Source organism: Bacillus sp. S14(2024) (assembly GCF_050473785.1).
Taxonomy (GTDB): Bacteria; Bacillota; Bacilli; order Bacillales; family Bacillaceae_G; genus Bacillus_A; species Bacillus_A yunxiaonensis.
This window is the reverse complement of sequence record NZ_JBFLUP010000006.1, coordinates 3,556,236-3,574,906: the sequence shown is the minus strand read 5'-3', so window position 1 is coordinate 3,574,906 and position 18,671 is coordinate 3,556,236. Positions and strand designations below refer to the sequence as shown.

Here is an 18,671-nt window from a genome sequence, read left to right as displayed (position 1 = left end):
AGAATTGTCAGATAAAAATGTATGTATTTTTGTAATTTCTGTAGACAGAGGAAAAGTAGTTTGGTAAAATATAAAAAAGAACAAACGTTCCCTTTGGCTAGATACATAAATTTTTCTTACAAAATACACATCTTATACATAACTTTTATGTATATTATGAAGAAAATTTACTGTATATTTCTTTCTTGTTCTATTGTATAATGATTATAGAAGTTACTTATTTAAAGTAATTGTTTTTTTAGAAAGGTTCGCTTACAAATTTTGAAGTTCTTTATTTTTAGACAAGTAGTCATGAGCGATACAGAATTTGTTTGAACATAATTATGAAAATGTGAAATAGTACAGAATTTGTACTCTTTTAAGGAGAGTGAGTAATGTATGGTAACACTATATAGTTCTCCAAGTTGTACGTCTTGTAGAAAAGCGAAATTATGGTTAGAGGAAAACCATATTCCTTATACAGAACGTAATATTTTCTCTGATCCATTATCGATTGAGGAAATTAAAGAGATTTTACGTATGACAGAAAGCGGAACAGATGAAATTATTTCAACTCGTTCTAAAGTTTTTCAGGAATTGAATATTAATTTAGAATCTTTACCTCTTCAAGATTTATATAAGCTTATTCGTGATTACCCAGGTATTCTTCGTCGTCCTATTATAATTGATGAAAAACGCCTGCAAGTTGGTTATAACGAAGATGAAATTCGCCGCTTCTTACCACGTACAGTGAGAACATTTCAATTACGCGAAGCGCAGCGTCTTGTAAATTAATATAATATGAAAAGGAGCTAATCCCAATTCTGCTTTAGCGGAATGTGGGCTATTGGCTCCTTTTCTTTTTGGATAGATTATGCATGTCGTATTTTGCTAAAAGGTGATAATTCACTGATATTGTTGTCTCGCTGCTCGTGGGTAAAAATTCGATTGAGCGAGCTTTCCATAGTGGAAAAAAGCGTCCGAGTAGTTGAACTTCATGTATTTCGCAGCTTTAATTGGTTTACAAAAATGCCAACTAGTAACACTGTAATCGTGAAGAGAAAGGGAATACTAGCTGTGAAAAATGGATTCCTCTCGAAAAAAGATATGAAAAATTTTTCATGTGTTATCATATTACCTGCTGTATAAGCTAAGATGGCAGCGCCAATATAAACGAGAAGAGGAAATCTTTCCATGCATAATAAAATGAGTTTACTTCCCCAAATGATAATAGGAATGGAAATGAGTAATCCGCTGATAACTAATGCAATATTTCCATGTGAAGCCCCGGCGATTGCGAGTACATTATCGAACCCCATAACAAGGTCTGCGAAAACGATTGTCCGTACGGCTTGAAATAAGGTTGTCTTTGCCTTAATGCTAGAAAGATCATGATTGTTATCTGTGAGCAGATTGATTGCGATGAGAGTAAGGAAAAAACCGCCGATTGCTTGTAGAAATGGGATGTTAAGTAAATAAACGGCTAGTACTGTGAGGAGGATCCGTAGTATGATGGCTAAACCAGTCCCTAAAACAATCGCTTTATTTCGCTCTGCTTCTGGTAAATTTCGACTTGCGAGTGCGATGACAATCGCGTTGTCGCCGCCTAACACAACATCGATACCAACGATTATAAGGATGGATGTGAGAAAGTCTAAATCCATTCAGTTTGCCTCCGTTTGTTCTGTCCTAATAGACAGAAACATTGTCTATTAGGATTGGATTTGTTTTCGTTAGAATCACTATGTAAGAAAAGAATTGTATTTAATATGAATGGTAAATGTATTGTAAATCATAGAAGAAGGAATGTCCTTTTTAGTTTGTTTCGTTTACATCATATGCAGGAAAAAAGAATATAGGACAATCATTTATGTGGATAACATGTCCAATGTTTTCTTGAGAGAAGGAAGAGTCATTATGGGATTAAGGGGAATACTTTAATGAAAAATTAGGTAAATGACTGTTTTTTTTCTAAATACGGTGATTTTATTTCCATTCTGGAGCATCTTATCATAAAATGAGAGTACAAGATTCTAACTTTTTTGTAATATGATTGGGGAATCCCTTCATAACCATTCCAAATAGGAAGGGAGAGGTGTATTTTGGATATTGAAAGAGTTAATGATCATACGGTGAAATTTTATATCTCGTACATTGATATAGAGGACCGCGGATTTAACCGTGAAGAAATTTGGTATAACCGCGATAGAAGTGAACAGCTGTTTTGGGAGATGATGGATGAAGCGCGTGACCATGATGACTTTTTTATTGATGGACCGCTTTGGATTCAAGTTCAAGCGCTTGAAAAAGGAATTGAAGTACTTGTAACGAAAGCGCAGCTTTCGAAAGACGGACAAAAATTAGAGTTACCAATTGGCCTCGATAAAATTATTGATATTCCTCTTGATGAGCGAATTGAATCGTTATTTGAACAGGAAATAGAAGAAGCAGGAGCAATTTTTAACGAAGATGGTATATTCGGCTTTTTAATTAAATTCGATGACTTTGAGCATGTTATTTCATTAAGCCATCGACTTATATTTGAAGAGATCAAAGATGAATTATATTCATTTGAAGATCGCTATTATGTATATGTCGAATTTGATGAGGTAGTGCACGATGAAGAGGAGATTGACCGTATTTTAAGTGTGATATTAGAATATGGAGAAGAATCCGCTTTAACGATTCATCGCGTTCGTGAATACGGAAAGCAAATTGCTGCTGAAAATGCACTTGAAACAATTCGTAATCATTTTTCTCCTGGAATGTAGGCCGATTTCTTTATATTGAAATCGGCTTTTTAAATGTGTATATACGAAGAGGGATTGTATGTAAGGGGGTCAGATATGAAAAATATATTGAAACTATTGTTCTTTTTGGTTGGTTTATTCACTGTGTTTATTTTGTTACGCATGTTTATTGATGTAACATTTTATACAGATGTAATTTGGATTAAAGATATTTCATTTTTAGGAATTTTAAGTACTTTATTTACAATATCAGCATTTTTAATTGGATTTGTCATTTTTTTAGAAAATCGTCATCCCTCGAAAACATTAACTTGGTTAATGGTGCTTGGGGTTTTTCCAGTAGTAGGTTTTTTCGCATATCTTCTATTTGGACAAAATTTTCGGAGAAAACGAATGTTTCAAAAGAAGGCGCTTTTAGATGAGCAGGCGTTTTTACAATATAAAGGGAATGAGTATTATCAGGACCGTATATTGAAAAAACATGAACATCAAGAATTATTGTTTCGGTTAGCCGATCGTCTTGGAGCATTAAATATTTCTTTTCATACGGAAACGAGAGTATTAACAAATGGGGAAGAGACATTTCAATCTATTTTAGATGGATTGAAAAAGGCCAAGCATCATATTCATATGGAATATTACATTGTGCGTGATGATAAAATTGGTACAAAAATTAAAGACATTCTCATCCAAAAAGCAAAAGAAGGTGTGAAGGTTCGATTTTTATATGATGCAGTAGGGAGTTTTAAACTTTCAAAAACATACATTGAGGAATTAAATCATGCAGGTGTTGAGATGGTGCCGTTTTTTCCTGTACGTTTTCCTATTTTAAATGACAAAATTAACTATCGAAATCACCGTAAAATTGTTGTTATTGATGGAAATGAAGGCTTCGTTGGAGGTTTAAACATTGGAGATGAATATTTAGGAGAAAATAAATATTTTGGATTTTGGCGAGACACTCATCTCTATTTACGAGGAGAAGCAGTGCAAAGTTTGCAACTTATCTTTTTACAGGATTGGTTTTATATGACAGGCGAAGCTGTCTTAACACCAAACTATTTACAGGCGGAAGCTGTAGAAGGAGAAGGACAGGGAGGCGTACAGCTCGTTGCGGGCGGACCTGATAGTAAGTGGGAAACGATTAAGCATTTATATTTTGCGATGATTGCTTCGGCAAGGAAATCAATTTGGATTGCAACGCCATATTTCATTCCAGATGATGACATTTTGTCAGCGTTAAAAGTAGCGGCCTTAGCAGGTATGGATGTTCGCTTGTTAATGCCGAGTAAACCGGATAAGAGGACTGTATTTTATGCGTCTCGTTCTTATTTTCCAGAATTATTAGAGGCAGGCGTAAAAATATATGAATATGAAAAAGGGTTTTTACACAGCAAGATTGTGATTGTTGATTCTGATTTGGCGTCAATTGGAACAGCAAATATGGATATGAGAAGTTTTCATTTGAATTTTGAGGTGAATGCTTTTTTATATGATACTAACAGTATTCGCAAGCTTGTGGCAGATTTTGAAGAAGATTTGCAAGTATCAAATGAAATTTATGTTGATCGCTTTAAGAAGCGCCGCCTTGTGATGCGGATTGTGGAATCAACATATCGTTTATTATCTCCTTTGCTCTAAAGGCTCATGAAAATGAGCTTTTTTATTTCGCTCTAATAAGCAGTAAATTTAGGTATTTCATGAAGGAAAACTGCCCGTAAAGCCCAAGTGGCGAGAGCTTTCCTTCAGTGGGAAAAAGCGTTCACTGAAGGAAGTTTCCCTTTATCCCGCACTAACAGGCGGTATAAAGGGATATTTCATGAAGGAAAACCGCCTGTAAGAGCCCGATTGGTTCAACTAACCTTCAGTGGGAAAGGCGTCCACTGAAGGAAGTTTCACTTTATCTGAGCAGGAATTCGTGTGTGGTTGTAGAATAGTCCATACGGAAGAAAGGAGTGATTCTATGTTTGTTGCAAAAAGAGAGAATGGAGAGGAAATTCATCTTCTTCATGGATGGAAGGAAAAACAGCTTATTATATTACGGAAGAACGAGCGTTTTTTCTGTCCCATTTGTCACTTAGAAGTGCAGCTAAAACTAGGAAAGCAAAAAAAGTGGCATTTCGCTCATAAGAAATCACATAGCTGCAAAATCGAGTTTGAAAATGAATCGGCATATCATTTGCGGGGAAAAGAGCAGTTATATAGATGGCTTCAGTCACAAGTTTGTTCGATAAAAATGGAGCATTATCTGCCCGCAATTCAACAGCGACCTGATTTGTTTGTTGTAATTGATAATCGACAAATCGCTATTGAATATCAATGTGCAACTTTATCGGTAGAGCAGTTGTTAAAACGAACGGAAGGATATTGGAAAGAAGGGATTCAAATATTATGGATATTGGGAGGGAATCAGTTAAAACGTCATGCAACATATTGGCTGTCACTTTCTTCTTTTCATTCTTGCTGCGTGCAATATTATTCAAACCCCTATATCCTCTATTTTTGTCCAGATGTAAAGGCATTTTTCAAATGTAATCTTCTTCTACCTTTTTCTTCTTCTACCGTCTTTTCACATGTAATTTATTTTCCGCTTCATACGACTACATTAACATCTCTTCTTACAACATCATCTATATCGACCCAACGTCTAGAAAAAGAATGGTTGAATAAAAAGCAACGTCTTAGGGCAAATGGTATTTATATGTGGAATCGAAGTGAGCGCCCCTTTTTAGAGCTTCTTTATCATCATCATATATCCCCATCTTGTTTTCCTGCTGAAATTGGTGTTCCTTTACCATCACTCCTAGCATTTCGTACTCATTCTTTTATATGGCAAGCTTACATTTTAATTGAGCTATTAAGCAAATTTACGGTAGGAGAATATTTTTCATTGCACACCATTTTTCAATATGTAGAGAGGAACAGAGCGATTCATAGACGGTTATTACCGTATTTTCCCCCAACATTTTGGCAACAGGCAGTGAGAGAATATATGCAATTTTTATGTCAGATTGGAGAGATTGAGCAAGTTGATGTTTATAAATATCGAAAGGTACGTTGTTTTTTTGTGCCAAAAATAGAAGAAGAGGTACAGAAGTTTGATCGCTTATTTTTAGCGGAGGCTCTTAAGCTTGTAGAAGCAAAGTATAACATGAGTGAAGAGAAAACGGATATAATAAAGAAGTACCCAGAAGGAATTACATAAGAAGAATCGAATTGTACTAGGAGATATGAATAAGGAGGGCTTACACATGGCTGAACAAAAAACAGTAAGAGCGTTGCCAGCACGTAGTGAAATTGAAGTAGAAAATACGTGGCGTTTAGAAGATATTTTCCAAACGGATGCAGAGTGGGAAACGGAATTTCAAGCGATAAAAGAGTTACTGCCAAAACTGACGGAATTTAAAGGAAAGCTTGGAGAATCAGCGAATGCACTGTTAGAAGTGCTACAATATGAAGATGAAGTATCGATGCGTCTTGGTAAATTGTATACATACGCACATATGCGTTACGATCAAGATACAACAAATTCATCTTATCAAGCGTTAAATGATCGGGCGAAAAGTTTGTATTCGCAAGCATCAAGTAGTATGGCATACATTGTTCCAGAAATTTTAACGATTTCAGAAGAGACGTTACAATCATTTTTACAAGAAAATAAAGAATTAAAAGTGTATGAGCATGCACTAGAGGAAATTACACGTCAGCGTCCTCACGTATTATCAGAAGCGGAAGAAGCATTGTTAGCTCAGGCTTCTGAAGTTATGAGTGCATCTAGTAATACATTTGGTACATTAAATAATGCCGATCTAAAGTTTCCATCTATTCAAGATGAAAATGGGGAAGAGGTAGAAGTGACTCATGGTCGTTACATTCAATTTTTAGAAAGCGATGATCGTCGTGTTCGCCATGATGCGTTTCATGCTGTATATGAAACGTATGGAAAATATAAGAATACATTTGCAAGCACATTAAATGGTGCAATTAAACGAAATAATTTTTATGGGAATGTTCGTAAGTATGATTCTGCTCGCCAAGCTGCACTGAGCAATAATAATATTCCTGAGTCTGTTTATGATCAGCTTGTGGAAACAGTAAATGAAAACTTACATTTATTGCATCGTTACATTGATATTCGTAAACGAGCACTTGGATTAGAAGAATTGCACATGTACGATTTATATACACCGCTCGTACCAGAAGTGAAAATGAACGTAACATATAAAGAAGCGCAAGATATATTATTACAATCATTAGATGTACTTGGAGAAGAGTATGTTGATATTTTAAAAGAAGCTTACGAAAATCGCTGGGTAGATGTATATGAAAATAAAGGAAAGCGAAGCGGTGCTTATTCATCTGGTGCATATGGAACAAATCCATATGTATTAATGAACTGGCATGATAATGTAAATAATTTATTTACGCTGGCGCATGAGTTTGGTCATTCTGTGCATAGTTACTATACAAGAAAAACGCAGCCTTATGTGTATGGTGATTATTCAATTTTCGTTGCGGAGGTAGCGTCTACATGTAATGAAGCACTTCTAAATGATTATTTATTAAAAACGACAGATGATAAGAAGAAGCGTCTATACTTATTAAATCATTATTTAGAAGGTTTCCGTGGTACAGTATTCCGTCAAACAATGTTCGCTGAGTTTGAGCACGTTATTCATCAGAAAGTGCAAGAAGGTCATGCAGCAACGCCGGATATGTTAACGGAAATTTACTATGAGCTAAATAAAAAGTATTTTGGTGATAGTTTAGTTATCGATAAAGAAATTGGTTTAGAGTGGTCCCGTATTCCGCATTTCTATTACAACTATTATGTATATCAATATGCAACGGGCTTTAGTGCAGCGACTGCTTTATCAAAACAAATTCTAGAAGAAGGTAAGCCAGCTGTAGAACGTTACATTAATGAGTTCTTGAAAGCAGGAAGCTCTGATTATCCGATTGAAGTATTGAAAAAAGCTGGTGTTGATATGACATCATCAGAGCCTGTAAAAGAAGCAATGCAAGTGTTTGAAGAGAAATTAAATGAATTAGAAGCACTTCTATTTGAAGAGAAGTAGAACAAAAACGAGAGTCGTATGACTCTCGTTTTTGTTTAAAATCCTTTAAATCGCTTTTGGGTATTGAAGTATGATACAGCCAATACGATTGCCCCAAATAAAAGGGGAAGTGATAAAATGAGTGGAAATACTTGTAACAATGATAGAACGTATAAACAAAAGAAGAGGACAATGATACAAATGAATAATAAAAAATAGGACTTTTTCAATGGAACCCCTCCTACAAATACTCTCTATATATTGTATTCAAAAATGAAAACGTTTAGAATGTGACAAAAATGTGAAATTCGACAAAAAGGGTTGTCATCTGACGTCTAATCTTGTAATATAATAAACGTGAACGAATTCACATACAAACATATACCCCTTTGTTTGAACGTGAAATTTCTCCCATCCCCTTTAATATTTTTATAAGCCGTAAAGAAAACGACCTGGTGTTTTACACCAGGTCGTTTTCTTTTGTAATCCATTTCCAATAGCGCTCTCGTTTTGTCTCAATCATGCGTACTTTTCTTTTCAATAGCAATTTTTTCATTTCTCGTTCTATTTCATTTTGAGAGTAGTTATAAATAAAAGCAATTTCATTTGTTGACATAAACTGTACATGCTCTAGTAATACCTCTAGAGAGGGAAGTGGTTGTGGTTCAATTTCTTCTTTCACAATTTCTTTTAATACTTGTACATATACATCGTAAGAATAAATACCAGCAATTTTAATTCCTTCTTCATTTGAATTCGCATGGAAGAAAACGAGAGAAGGGATCTCTGTAATGTGCATTTCATTTGTAAATTTCAAATCACATTGAAATGCTTTTGCAGCACTAATAGAGTGTAAATCCTGTTTAAATTCTTTCGTATCAATTCCGCTTTGTTTCGCACATATAAGCAGCGTATCCATATCTGGCTTTGATATATCTTCAAGCAAAATGTATTCTTGAAGTTTTCGTAAAAATTTCGAACCTGCTTTTCGACCTTGTAATTCTGCCGCTTTAATGGCCAGCGAAGTTATATACGGAGTTGATGAAGCCCCGTGCATGTATACTTTTCCGTCGCAAGAAAATCCGTGTAAACTCGTTGTTTTTTCCCACACAAATCGAATATTAGCAGGTTTATTCCATTTGTGTGATGGGGAAGTGGCCCCTTCTACTTTACCGGTAACAATGTGACGGAGTGAGAAATATTTTCCATATTCAAGCCATAGTTTGATCACTAATGGCTCGATATCCCAACAATCTTTGCAAAGTGGATCAATAAATAAATATGCTTCTACAGACTTAGGCTCACATTTGGAAGGCGGGATTGATGCACTATATTTTGCTTCCTGTTTTTCCATTAAGCTTCACCTGTTTCGGGAGTATTGACCATATGCTGCGCCGTTAACGTCAAACGTTCAAATACAAAATCACGAATCGGTCCGTGTACATTCGTATCATCCATTGCTTGTTCCATGCACGAGAGCCAAGCTTTTGCTCGCTTTGGTGTAATTTCGAACGGCAGATGACGAGCGCGTAACATTGGGTGACCATGCTCTTCTGTATAAAGGTTTGGTCCTCCTAAATATTGTGTTAAAAATTGTTTTTGCTTCCTAGCAGTTTCCGTTAAATCGTCTGGGAAGATGGGAGATAAGTCAGGGTGTTTACTGACATAGGAATAAAATGTATCGACTAATTTTGCAATGCCTTGTTCACCGCCAATTGCTTCAAATGGTGTCGTTGGTTGCTTGTTCATCCTTGTAACTCCTTTTTCCATCAAATGTATATCTATCCCGCTACTTGTGGGCAGTATCTTCATGTATTTCACGATGCAAAACTCTCTGTAAGAGCTTTCTATCAGTGGGAAAAAGCGTCCACTGATAGAAGTTTAACTTTATCCCGCTCGAATGGGCAGTACTTTTAGGTGTTTCACGATGCAAAATCCTCTGTAAGAGCTCGATTGGTTCAACTAACCTTTCATGAAAAAAACGTTCATGAAAGGAAGTTTCACTTTATTGTAGCAACGGATTGTCACGAAGAGCAAATAAATAGCTCTTAATCAACCCTTTGCTAGTTTATTGTTCTTTTTGGCCTTTGGCAAGAAAAAAGCGTTGTACTTTGTTTTTTGTGTGTCTGATAGGAATATTATGTTCTTTTAATAAAGAAGCAAATGCTGCTTGTCCAGCCTGTTCATCGCTTACTTCATATTCAAGTTCATAATCATCATGTTCGTAATAGAAACTATGATCAAACACGAGTATCCCGCCTTCAAAGGTTGTTTCTGCTCGCTCTGTTGTTAAGCTTCCCATGTATTGTAATGAGGAAACAGGAATTTGTAGGGTTTCTAATTGCTTAGAAACAGCTCCCTTGATTAGCTTATTTGTTTCAATCATTATGTTAGCTTCTTCTTCTGTTAAAGTTTGATGCGTCTCTAACAATCCAATCTCTGCCGGTTGTTTTAGTGTAAGTGTATAAGTATTATTTTTACAACGAATACGAAGTGCAGAGCCAGCATTTTTTAATGAAAATGTAGGCGTCTCGAAATAATGATTTACTTGTTTTGCGAATGCTGTAATACAAAATGCATGACATAAAGAATGGAATTCTTCTTTTGTGACCATGTTTTTAAATTCAATTTCAATTTCTTGTTGCATATGCGCTCTCCTTTTGTGAAATATCTGTTACTCATTATCGCTTTTTCCTAAATTTCATTCAATGTTTTATTTGTTTCGTTGTATGTTATGTTACAATAAAAGTGTTGATTATGACAGGAAGTAGGATATGGAGGAGTTAAAGCATGCAAAATAAAATTCAAGTTAAGAGCGTAGAAAAAAGAGAAGATGCTCTTATTTTTTGTGCAGAAAATACGGATCTACGTGTAGAGGGTTTAAAGGCGCGTAGTCACGTACTTGTAGATTCAGACAATTTATCATTTTTATATATTTTAGAGAATGAAACATCATTCATTTACGTGAGTATCCCGCATACGTGCTGGGAAGAATTAAAAAATGCAATGAAGAACGATGAAACAATGTTTGTTCGTATTCATGACGTTGAAATTGAATTAGAACAAATGAAAGAAGAATTGGAATATTTAATAGGAAATATTGAAGGAAATGCGAATTACGGTGAGGAACTCGTAAATACAGTAGAAAAAATGTTTCTGTAAAGTGAAACTTCCATCAGTAGGCGTTTTTCCCACTGATGGAAAGCTTTCACTAATCGGGCTCCAACGGACAGGTATCTTCCGTCCGTTGGAGCGAGATAAAAGAAACTGATTTGTTTTGGTGGTGGTTACATTGAATCGAAATTGGGAAGAATTTTTAGCTCCCTATCATCAAGCTGTAGGAGAGTTGAAGGTAAAATTAAAAGGAATGCGTTCTCAGTTTGAAATGTTGTCTGAACATTCGCCCATTGAGTTTGTAACAGGTAGAGTCAAATCCTTCGCAAGTATTATTGATAAAGCAGAAAAACGCAATATTCCACTTGACCGTTTGCAAGAAGAGATGCAAGATATTGCTGGGCTTCGTATGATGTGCCAATTTGTTGATGATATTAAGCCGGTTGTAGAGTATTTACGAAAGCGTAACGATTTTGAAATTGTGGAAGAACGCGATTATGTGACGCAAAAGAAAGAAAGTGGATATCGTTCCTATCACGTTGTCATTAGTTATCCTGTGCAAACGATTCGTGGGGAGAAAAAAGTGTTAGTTGAAATTCAAATTCGAACGTTAGCAATGAATTTTTGGGCAACAATTGAGCATTCTTTAAATTATAAATATCGTGGGCGCTTTCCAGAAGATATTAAAGTGCGTTTGCAGCGCGCAGCTGAAGCAGCTTATCTATTAGACGAAGAAATGTCTTCGATTCGTCTTGAAATTAAAGAAGCACAAAAGATTTTTTCGCGCAAGCAAGAGGCGAAAGAAACAGAATAATAAGCTAAAGGGTGTTGGGCGATGAAATTTGCAATTATGTCAAAGGGAGATCAATCATCAAATGCGCTTACAAGTACAATGACAGAGTACTTATGCAATTTTGAATTTACAATGGATGAAGAAGAGCCAGATATTGTAATTTCTGTTGGAGGAGATGGAACATTGCTGCATGCGTTTCATCGCTACCAGAATCGGTTAGACAAAACAGCATTTGTCGGTGTACATACTGGGCATTTAGGATTTTATGCAGATTGGTTACCAACAGAAGTTGAGAAGCTTGTCATTGCGATTGCGAAAACGCCTTTTCAAGTTGTTGAATATCCATTATTAGAGGTCATTATTCGTTACATGAATGGGAGTAAAGAATCACAATTTTTAGCACTAAATGAGGCAACGGTAAAAAGCAATGAAGGAACGCTTGTTATGGATGTAGAAATTCGCGGTGAATACTTTGAGACATTTCGCGGAGATGGTCTTTGTATTTCAACGCCTTCTGGGAGTACGGCGTATAATAAAGCACTAGGCGGGGCGATTATTCATCCGTCTTTAGAGGCCATTCAAATTACGGAAATGGCGTCTATTAACAATCGAGTTTTCCGTACAGTTGGATCTCCGCTCGTATTACCGAAGCATCATACGTGTGTCTTAAAACCAACTACTGGAATGAACTTGCAAATTACAATTGATCATTTGACGATGGTTCATCAAGATGTTAAATCGATTCAATACCGGGTGGCAAATCAAAGGGTTCGGTTTGTGAGATTTCGTCCATTTCCATTTTGGAAACGGGTGCGTGATTCCTTTGTCGCAGATCAATAAAGCGAAACTTCTAGCAGCGGGTGTTTTTTCCGCTGCTAGTTAGTTGAGCCAATCGGGCTCATACGGGCGGTTTTGCATCGTGAAATACATGAAAGTACCGTCCGTTAGAGCTGAGCTAATCTCAGACAATGTTAGAGAGGAATAGAATAGAGTTATGCAGTTGAGAAGGTTTACTTTAACTTGGTGTATAACAAAAACAGATGAAGGAATGCTTATTCGAGAATTTTTAAAAGCGAAAGGTATTTCTAAAGCAGCGTTAACAGATATAAAGTTTCATGGCGGAGCGATTGAAGTGAATGGACATCCTGTAAATGTACGTCATGCTTTGCAAGAGGGAGAGAAGTTAGCGGTATGCTTTCCGCCTGAGCAAAGAAGTGAAGGGATGCTAAGCGAGAATATTCCTCTTTCAGTTGTGTATGAAGATGATTCTGTTCTTGTTATTAATAAGCAGCCGTACATGTCAACAATCCCATCAAGAGAACATCCAAGTGGGAGTGTAGCGAATGCTCTTTTGCACTACTATGATCAGCAAAATCTTTCAAGTACAGTACATATTGTAACAAGGCTTGACAGAGATACATCTGGTTTAATGCTAATTGCAAAAAATCGTTTTATTCACCATTTGCTATCAAAGCAGCATCAGCAAAAACAAGTGCAAAGAACATACGAAGCGATTGTTCATGGAACGATAATAGAGGACAGTGGAACAATTGATGCTCCCATTGCACGAAAAGATGATAGTATTATTGAGCGCATGGTCCGTGAAGATGGGCAGCGAGCAGTTACTCACTTCCATGTGCAAAAGAGATGGAAAGATAAGACGCATGTGTCACTTCAATTAGAAACAGGGCGGACGCATCAAATTAGAGTACATATGGCGCATCTTGGTCATGCGTTACTTGGTGATGATTTGTATGGCGGGAAAACGGATGAAATAGGACGGCAAGCTTTACATAGTACAAATTTGACGTTTTATCATCCTATATTAGAAAAGCAGCTTACATTTCATGCGGAGTTGCCGGAAGATATGAGAAAGCTGATGGAATCATGATTCCATCAGCTTTTTTCAGTCAATAGAACGAAATTTCTCCGGCACAAACGGCAGCGAAGAAGGAACGGAAACTGTTTCCATTTCTGGATAACGAAGTCCTGTTAATTTTCCGCCAAATACTGATCCAGTATCGATATTCACAGTATGATTGACGAATCTGGGTTCTTGTACAGGTGTATGTCCATATACAATCCAAGCATCTCCAGTATAATGTTTCGCCCAATCACGGCGGACAGGAGAACCGTCAGGATGCTTTTCGCCTGTAATATCCCCATATAAGACGAAAGTTTGTACTTTTTTATCACTTCTGCCGATATAATCTTGGCGAATACCAGCGTGACAAACAACGAGTTTTCCGTCATCCAGTACGTGATAAAGAGGTGACTGTTCGTAAAGATCAATAAATTTTTTCTGTACGATTTTTTGCTCACGTACAGGTAATGCTTCGTATTCAGCGACGGTTGTTTCTAAGCCATGCGCCACTTGCACTTTGCGTCCAAGGAAGTAACGATATAATTTGTTACAATGATTACCAGGGGCATAATATGCTTCTTTTTTATGTAAGACAAGGTCCCACACAATTTCAATCATGCGAAGAGAATGAGAGCCGCGGTCTGTAATATCCCCTACGAAAGCAAGTTGCCGTTTTTGTGGATGAACAGGTAACCCGCTATCCCATTTATAGCCAAGTTGTTTTGTTAATGTTTGAAACTCCTCTAAACAGCCATGAATATCTCCGATAACATCATACTTCATATTGGATCACCTACTCTTTTTTTGATTAGTATACCGCTACAAAGGCAAGAAAAAAACCATATCCACTAGGATATGGTTTAATCAAACATAAATTTTTTCGTTCGTGACTGGATATTCAGAATGAAGCCAATCGCAATCATATAGGTGAGCAAGGAACTACCACCGTAACTTAAAAGCGGTAATGTAATCCCGGTAATAGGAAGTAGCCCGATTGTCATCCCAACATTTTGGAACACCTGGAATGTAAACATTCCTATGGTTCCCGCACATATGTAACTTCCGTATGGATCATTACTTTCTAATGCAATGTGAATCATACGATAAATCAGTAGGAAGTAAAGTGAAATGACGACGCTTCCTCCCAAGAATCCGAATTTCTCAGCGATATTTGTAAAAATAAAATCGGTATGAGGTTCAGGGAAGTATACTTGTCCACCGTCCCAACCTTTTCCGTATAACTCGCCTGATCCAGTCGCTAAAAGAGCCTGGGTTAACTGATAACCTTGTGTTTGGTATTCATAAGGTGCTAACCAACCATAGAAACGATCTAGTTGATACTCTTTTAAAATATGTGCTTTAAAAAATGCTGTGTGTGCAAAGTAAATATACACAAGTAGTGCACCAACGGCAGTGACAATACCAGCTAAACTTAAAATAAAACGCCAGCGAATGCCAGATACTAGAATCATTGCGGCAAGCATTGCTGAAATTACCATCGAATTTCCTAAATCGGGTTCTTTTGCAATTAACAGTAATGGTGGTAAACTTGCTGCAAATATTTTTCCGAGTAAGATTAAATCTTCTCGCGGCGTTCGAATTACATATTTTTCATTATGGTTTACGATAATACGCCCAATTACAAGAATTAAAAAGAGTTTCATGATTTCTGAAGGTTGGAAATTACCAAGACCCGGAAGTGCGTACCAAGCTGTTGCCCCTTTAATTGTTACCGCACCTGGAAAATGAAGCTCAAGCCCAAGAAGAAGAACCATTGCAACCCCGTATAAATACCAGGAAATTTGTTTGTATCGATCAAAGTCGACCACCATAATCGCAGCAATTGCAATCGCGCCAATTACATACCATTTAACTTGCTGTGCAACGAAGTTAACCTTTTGTAAATTTGGTGGCAAGGACGGCTGTGCCATTGCGATGGCTAAGCAACTTACTGTAGCGATTGCAAGTACAATTAGTATTAAGACGTAATCTATTTGATATCGAGAACTTTTATCTTTCACCGTACTGTATTCCTTTCTATTGCTCATTGTTATTAAAAAAAGACACTATTACCATCTTAGCGGATTTTTGGTTGTTTGCAAATATGTTGTTTAGATTTTGGTTAGAAATGTCAGATGTGTGGACTGTTATAACATAAAAATTTTTTCCGTAAAAGTCCGTTCTAATGGGTAGTCTCCTTGGTGTTTCACGATGAAAAACTGTCCATTAGAGCCCGATTGGGCGGGCTTTCCATTAGTAGGGAAAAGCGCCTACTGATGGAAGTTTCATCTTGTGCGGTTAATCTGTATACATATATAAACAGAAATAACATATTAATTGATAATCATAAAGTAAACTTGAAAAACATAAGATTTCTTTAAGTTTATTTTATCAAACTTGAATTATAAATTTGGGGCAATGTGATCTTTATAAATGCTATCTTTAAAGGAGAAAAATAAAGGGAATTGTCGCTTAAATTTTAATTTATTTATGGTTCGGAAAGAAGGAAGCCTCCACTACTGGAAATTGTACGATATTTAAGGGGGAGGAGAGAAAATGCAAGCAGAACGAGGGATAGAGCTGTACCTTGAATTGTTAAAAAAAGCAATTTTGTTCGAAATTTGGCAAGAGCATGAAGTATATTTACCTGTTACTACTTCAGTTCCACAATATGTAAAGGAATATATTCAATACAATAATTTAAAGCTTATACAAGAAGTCAAACCTAATCGTGAATCGCGTTTGCAAGGGTTAGATTGGCCGGCCATTGCGCACAGTATGATTGGTCGCATGCGAATGAACCAATTACAATTAGCAATGGAGACTGTTGTTAAAGAAGATATCCAAGGGGATTTTATTGAAACAGGTGTATGGCGCGGTGGATCGTGTATCTTTATGCGTGGTTTTTTAAAAGCATATGGTATAACGGATCGAAAAGTATGGGTGGCAGATTCGTTCGAAGGATTGCCAAAGCCCGATGTTGAGAAGTATCCGCGTGATGCAGGAGACACTTTGTATACGTTTGATTATTTACGTGTTTCATTAGAACAAGTACAAGAAAATTTCAGGAAATATGATTTGCTTGATATACAAGTTCGATTTTTGCAAGGTTGGTTTAAAGATACATTGCCAACTGCACCTATTGAAAAACTTGCGATTGCCCGGCTAGATGGTGACCTTTATGAATCGACAATGGATAGTTTAACAAATTTGTACGATAAAGTAACAGAAGGTGGCTTCATTATTATTGATGATTATGCTTTGCCAACATGTGAAGCGGCAGTTACAGATTTTCGAAAAGAGAGAAATATTACGGAACCACTTATTAAAATTGATCATTATGGAGTGTACTGGAGAAAGAGAACGTCGTAAACTTCGGATCATTCGTTGCTAAGTCATAACATGTATAAATTGAAACTTCCATCAGTGGGGCGCTTCATCCCCCACTGATGGAAAGCTCTCACCAATCGGGCGCATGCCAGCAGTTATCCCCACACCTATCTTCTGTAGAAAAGCGGAAGCGGCTCGCCCAGAATCGCAGGACGCCCTCGCACAAGGCAGAGAGGTGCTTTTTGCCTCGTCCGAGGGGGATGGAGCTTCTGACGTAGAGGTGTTTTTTACCTCGTAGGAAGAAGCGAAGCCACCGAACATTCTAGTCACTGGAGCTGGACAATACCTTCACCAAATCTTGAGGTGGGGCACGAATAGCGGGAGAAATAGTATGCGAGGGGAAGGGAGGGGGGTTTTATGTTAACGAGTATTGTTATTTTAACTCACAACCAACTCCATTACACGAAACAATGCATTGATAGTATAAGGAAATATACTAAAAAAGAAAGCTATGAGTTAATTGTTATTGATAATGCATCAACAGATGGAACGGTAGAGTGGTTGCAATTGCAGTCAGATATACTTCTTGTAAAGAATGAAACGAATGTTGGATTTCCGCGAGGCTGCAACCAAGGGATTGAAAAAGCGAAAGGTGACAACATTTTATTATTAAACAATGATGTAGTTGTAACAGAAAATTGGTTAACGAACTTACTAAATTGTTTATATGAACAGCCTGATACAGCAGCTGTAGGACCGGTAACGAACAGTGCTTCCTATTACAGTACAATTCCTGTTTCTTATACAAATTTAGAAGAGATGCAAGAGTTTGCTGCTGCATATAATCAAAGTGATGCAACGAAATGGGAAGAAAGAATAAAGTTAATCGGCTTTTGCATGCTTATAAAGAGAAGTGTTTTAAATGAGATTGGTTTACTAGATGAGCAGTTTACACCAGGCAATTATGAGGACGATGATATATCACTTCGGATGCGCCAAAATGGATATAAATTATATTTATGCCGTGATACATTTGTACATCATTATGGAAGTGTATCTTGGAAAGAAAATATTCCGGTATTTTATAATTTGTTGCATGCGAATGGATTGAAATTTCAGCAGAAATGGGGTTTCCCTTCTAGTGATTTATTCATTCGTTTTGAATTATTACAATTGTCGGATATATATTACAAAGAAGGAATGAATATTCTTCATATTGGAGCGGGATGTGGTGCAACGTTACTTGAAATGAAGCGTCGTTATCGAAATGGAAATTTTTTTGGTGTTGAAGAAAAAAAAGAAGCGGTGAGAATTGCTGAGTATGTAGCACCGACACTGCATGTGAAACTAAATGAATTAGAGACGAATTTTGTAAATGAGAAGTTTTCTATTATTCTACTTTCATGTCCTGTGTACCGTGAACATATGTTAGCTGTCATAAGAGGAATCTCTCGTTTATTACATCAAGATGGTGTTCTGATTATGTCATTTCCTAATTCTAATTACTACACACGAATTGAACAACGATTTCAAGTTCAAGGAAAGAATGAGGAAGATGAGCAGAGTTATAATCTAGAAGAAATCATGATTTTATTAGAAAAAGAGCGATTAAAAGTGACAAATATTCTAGAGCTGGCCGGTGATTTAGGAAGATGGAATGAACAATATGCGCCTTATTGCACCTCGCTTATCGGTAAAATGGATGCACATTTAGCAGGGTATAATATTATTGTTTCACATGTATAACATCATTATTTTGTTTTAAGTGGAATGTATAGGAGGGG

At 36.6% G+C, this 18,671-nt stretch carries 18 protein-coding genes; 11 read left to right on the top strand and 7 right to left on the bottom strand.

Annotated features, from left to right (window positions below; all coding sequences use genetic code 11):
• Positions 1-378: 378 nt before the first annotated feature.
• Positions 379-774 (top strand): transcriptional regulator Spx, encoded by a 396-nt coding sequence (gene spx, locus AB1279_RS18230; protein WP_020059817.1) that lies wholly within the window; start codon positions 379-381, stop codon positions 772-774.
• A 200-nt stretch (positions 775-974) separates the two neighbouring features.
• On the opposite strand, the gene AB1279_RS18225 is transcribed toward spx, so the two are convergent.
• Positions 975-1,643 carry a TerC family protein gene (locus AB1279_RS18225; protein ID WP_429751406.1) on the bottom strand — a complete coding sequence of 223 codons (669 nt, stop codon included), beginning with the start codon at positions 1,641-1,643 and terminating at the stop codon, positions 975-977.
• 438 nt (positions 1,644-2,081) lie between these two features.
• On the opposite strand from AB1279_RS18225, the gene mecA reads away from it, so the two are divergent.
• From mecA to pepF, 4 genes are all read left to right on the top strand, one after another.
• On the top strand, positions 2,082-2,750 hold the full coding sequence (gene mecA / locus AB1279_RS18220; protein ID WP_429760200.1) for an adaptor protein MecA: 669 nt from the start codon (positions 2,082-2,084) through the stop codon (positions 2,748-2,750).
• Positions 2,751-2,825: 75 nt separating this feature from the next.
• Complete coding sequence (gene cls / locus AB1279_RS18215; RefSeq protein ID WP_429751403.1) at positions 2,826-4,370, top strand: cardiolipin synthase; 1,545 nt, start codon at positions 2,826-2,828, stop codon at positions 4,368-4,370.
• A gap of 322 nt (positions 4,371-4,692) precedes the next feature.
• Positions 4,693-5,934 carry a competence protein CoiA gene (locus AB1279_RS18210; protein ID WP_429760198.1) on the top strand — a complete coding sequence of 414 codons (1,242 nt, stop codon included), beginning with the start codon at positions 4,693-4,695 and terminating at the stop codon, positions 5,932-5,934.
• A 46-nt stretch (positions 5,935-5,980) separates the two neighbouring features.
• Positions 5,981-7,807 (top strand): oligoendopeptidase F, encoded by a 1,827-nt coding sequence (gene pepF / locus AB1279_RS18205; protein ID WP_429760196.1) that lies wholly within the window; start codon positions 5,981-5,983, stop codon positions 7,805-7,807.
• 35 nt (positions 7,808-7,842) lie between these two features.
• Here the strand turns inward: pepF and AB1279_RS18200 are convergent, their stop codons facing one another.
• The 4 genes from AB1279_RS18200 to AB1279_RS18185 form a co-directional block, all read right to left on the bottom strand.
• Entirely contained in the window at positions 7,843-8,016 is a 174-nt protein-coding gene (locus AB1279_RS18200) for a hypothetical protein (protein ID WP_429760194.1), read from the bottom strand.
• Positions 8,017-8,246: 230 nt separating this feature from the next.
• Positions 8,247-9,140 carry a ClpXP adapter SpxH family protein gene (locus tag AB1279_RS18195; RefSeq protein ID WP_429760192.1) on the bottom strand — a complete coding sequence of 298 codons (894 nt, stop codon included), beginning with the start codon at positions 9,138-9,140 and terminating at the stop codon, positions 8,247-8,249.
• Positions 9,140-9,535, bottom strand: coding sequence for a globin (locus tag AB1279_RS18190; RefSeq protein ID WP_253628950.1), 396 nt, complete (start codon positions 9,533-9,535; stop codon positions 9,140-9,142). The genes AB1279_RS18195 and AB1279_RS18190 overlap by 1 nt, the downstream gene beginning before the upstream one ends.
• Before the next feature lie 319 nt (positions 9,536-9,854).
• Positions 9,855-10,433 carry a CYTH domain-containing protein gene (locus AB1279_RS18185; protein ID WP_429760190.1) on the bottom strand — a complete coding sequence of 193 codons (579 nt, stop codon included), beginning with the start codon at positions 10,431-10,433 and terminating at the stop codon, positions 9,855-9,857.
• 143 nt (positions 10,434-10,576) lie between these two features.
• On the opposite strand from AB1279_RS18185, the gene AB1279_RS18180 reads away from it, so the two are divergent.
• The 4 genes from AB1279_RS18180 to AB1279_RS18165 all read left to right on the top strand — a co-directional run bounded on the left by AB1279_RS18180 (position 10,577) and on the right by AB1279_RS18165 (position 13,584).
• A complete protein-coding gene (locus AB1279_RS18180; RefSeq protein WP_429760186.1) occupies positions 10,577-10,948 on the top strand; it encodes a hypothetical protein in 372 nt (123 codons plus the stop codon).
• Positions 10,949-11,078: 130 nt separating this feature from the next.
• Positions 11,079-11,714: a GTP pyrophosphokinase gene (locus tag AB1279_RS18175; RefSeq protein ID WP_429751392.1), complete on the top strand. Its 636-nt coding sequence runs from the start codon at positions 11,079-11,081 to the stop codon at positions 11,712-11,714.
• A gap of 21 nt (positions 11,715-11,735) precedes the next feature.
• Positions 11,736-12,533 carry an NAD kinase gene (locus AB1279_RS18170; RefSeq protein ID WP_429751390.1) on the top strand — a complete coding sequence of 266 codons (798 nt, stop codon included), beginning with the start codon at positions 11,736-11,738 and terminating at the stop codon, positions 12,531-12,533.
• A 160-nt stretch (positions 12,534-12,693) separates the two neighbouring features.
• On the top strand, positions 12,694-13,584 hold the full coding sequence (locus AB1279_RS18165; RefSeq protein WP_429761467.1) for an RluA family pseudouridine synthase: 891 nt from the start codon (positions 12,694-12,696) through the stop codon (positions 13,582-13,584).
• A gap of 15 nt (positions 13,585-13,599) precedes the next feature.
• Here AB1279_RS18165 and prpE read toward each other — a convergent pair whose 3' ends face one another.
• Together prpE and AB1279_RS18155 are read right to left on the bottom strand one after the other, a co-directional pair.
• Positions 13,600-14,340, bottom strand: coding sequence for a bis(5'-nucleosyl)-tetraphosphatase PrpE (gene prpE / locus AB1279_RS18160; protein WP_429760184.1), 741 nt, complete (start codon positions 14,338-14,340; stop codon positions 13,600-13,602).
• 77 nt (positions 14,341-14,417) lie between these two features.
• A complete protein-coding gene (locus AB1279_RS18155) occupies positions 14,418-15,578 on the bottom strand; it encodes an FtsW/RodA/SpoVE family cell cycle protein (RefSeq protein ID WP_429760183.1) in 1,161 nt (386 codons plus the stop codon).
• 535 nt (positions 15,579-16,113) lie between these two features.
• Here AB1279_RS18155 and AB1279_RS18150 point away from each other — a divergent pair.
• Entirely contained in the window at positions 16,114-16,929 is an 816-nt protein-coding gene (locus AB1279_RS18150; RefSeq protein WP_429760182.1) for a TylF/MycF family methyltransferase, read from the top strand.
• A 375-nt stretch (positions 16,930-17,304) separates the two neighbouring features.
• Positions 17,305-18,633 (top strand): glycosyltransferase, encoded by a 1,329-nt coding sequence (locus tag AB1279_RS18145; protein ID WP_429760181.1) that lies wholly within the window; start codon positions 17,305-17,307, stop codon positions 18,631-18,633.
• Positions 18,634-18,671: the final 38 nt, after the last annotated feature.

Coding starts and splice junctions, on each gene's coding strand:
- AB1279_RS18225 (WP_429751406.1), bottom strand. CDS start 1,643: ATGGATTTAGACTTTCTCACATCCATCCTTATAATCGTTGGTATCGAT.
- AB1279_RS18190 (WP_253628950.1), bottom strand. CDS start 9,535: ATGAACAAGCAACCAACGACACCATTTGAAGCAATTGGCGGTGAACAA.
- AB1279_RS18180 (WP_429760186.1), top strand. CDS start 10,577: ATGCAAAATAAAATTCAAGTTAAGAGCGTAGAAAAAAGAGAAGATGCT.
- AB1279_RS18145 (WP_429760181.1), top strand. CDS start 17,305: ATGTTAACGAGTATTGTTATTTTAACTCACAACCAACTCCATTACACG.
- AB1279_RS18185 (WP_429760190.1), bottom strand. CDS start 10,433: ATGCAACAAGAAATTGAAATTGAATTTAAAAACATGGTCACAAAAGAA.
- AB1279_RS18150 (WP_429760182.1), top strand. CDS start 16,114: ATGCAAGCAGAACGAGGGATAGAGCTGTACCTTGAATTGTTAAAAAAA.
- AB1279_RS18170 (WP_429751390.1), top strand. CDS start 11,736: ATGAAATTTGCAATTATGTCAAAGGGAGATCAATCATCAAATGCGCTT.
- cls (WP_429751403.1), top strand. CDS start 2,826: ATGAAAAATATATTGAAACTATTGTTCTTTTTGGTTGGTTTATTCACT.
- spx (WP_020059817.1), top strand. CDS start 379: ATGGTAACACTATATAGTTCTCCAAGTTGTACGTCTTGTAGAAAAGCG.
- AB1279_RS18210 (WP_429760198.1), top strand. CDS start 4,693: ATGTTTGTTGCAAAAAGAGAGAATGGAGAGGAAATTCATCTTCTTCAT.
- pepF (WP_429760196.1), top strand. CDS start 5,981: ATGGCTGAACAAAAAACAGTAAGAGCGTTGCCAGCACGTAGTGAAATT.
- AB1279_RS18195 (WP_429760192.1), bottom strand. CDS start 9,140: ATGGAAAAACAGGAAGCAAAATATAGTGCATCAATCCCGCCTTCCAAA.
- prpE (WP_429760184.1), bottom strand. CDS start 14,340: ATGAAGTATGATGTTATCGGAGATATTCATGGCTGTTTAGAGGAGTTT.